General features: G+C 71.9%; 2 protein-coding genes. One reads left to right on the top strand and one right to left on the bottom strand.

Annotated features, from left to right (window positions below; translation table 11 throughout):
* The coding region (locus tag KN815_RS49305) for a DUF4865 family protein (RefSeq protein WP_216348228.1) at nucleotides 1-345 on the bottom strand (345 nt) is incomplete at its 3' end.
* Nucleotides 346-570: 225 nt separating this feature from the next.
* Here KN815_RS49305 and KN815_RS49300 point away from each other — a divergent pair.
* Entirely contained in the window at nucleotides 571-864 is a 294-nt protein-coding gene (locus tag KN815_RS49300) for an SHOCT domain-containing protein (protein ID WP_216348227.1), read from the top strand.
* Nucleotides 865-1,032 lie beyond the last annotated feature (168 nt).

Genomic DNA, 1,032 nt, shown 5'->3' with positions numbered 1-1,032 from the left:
CGCGGCGTGGCGGGTGGCGGCGCGCGGCACGGCACCCGCGGCCGGGCCCCGTTCGAAGGCGAGCCCCTGCCAGTGCTCGACCGCGGGCCTGCCGAAGTCCCGGACGATGCCCTGGAACCCGGGGCCCCACAGAAAGCGGTTCATGGCCTCGGGCGCGGTCCACAGATAGAACGGGGCGTACTGATGGACCGGCGAGCCGTCCGCACCGCGCTCCCGGATGCCGTACGCCTTGAGGCCGAGCCCTGAGAAGTCGTCGAGCAGCGGCCCCTTCGTCGCCACCCGGTCCCGGATGATCCGCATGTCGTAGTCGGCGGGCAGGGTGATCCGGTACTGCATGACGAGCATCGGTGAACTCCTTCCGGCAGGGCGTGCGTTCGTGTCCGGTCGCTGCGGTCGATCGATCGTACACACTAGTAGGTACAGAACGGGATGCTCCTGGCGCGCGTACTCCCCAGGAGGTACCGGGAGTGTCGTCGGCCGTACGACGACCGGGGCACCGTAAGGGAGTGATCCTCGAGGTGGCCATGAGAAGTGGCCATAAGGCAACCACTCCCGAGGAGTGCGATCATCATGAACACCCTGGCGCACGGCTTCGCCGACGGCGACGGCCCCGGACCGTGGATTCTGCTCTTCCCGCTGATGTGGGCGCTGGTCGTCGGCGGTGCGGTCGTCCTCTTGAGGCGCGCCGGGTGGCGCGGACGCGCCCACTGGCGGCGGGGGCCCGTGGACTTCGGCGAGCGCTCGCCGATCGCGGTGCTGGGCCGTCGCTTCGCGGCCGGTGAGATCGACGAGGACGAGTACTGGCGCCGACTGTCCGTCCTGGACGAGCAGTTCGGACGCCATGCCAAGGGCGGAGCCCTCTGACCGCTGACGGTGGGGCGCCGACGCAGGACGTTCAGGCCGGGGATGCCCAGGCGGTCGGGGCGGTCGGGGCCGTCCGGGCCGTCCCGCCTCGCGGGAGGCGGGACGCCTGCGTGCTCAGCGGGAGGCTGCCGACCGGGCGGCCGCGGGAGCCCGCTCGCGCACCGCAGG

The organism is Streptomyces niphimycinicus, assembly GCF_018883605.1.
Classification (GTDB): domain Bacteria; phylum Actinomycetota; class Actinomycetes; order Streptomycetales; family Streptomycetaceae; genus Streptomyces; species Streptomyces niphimycinicus.
Note: the sequence above shows the minus strand (reverse complement) of the source record. Positions and strands in the feature narration are given on the sequence as shown.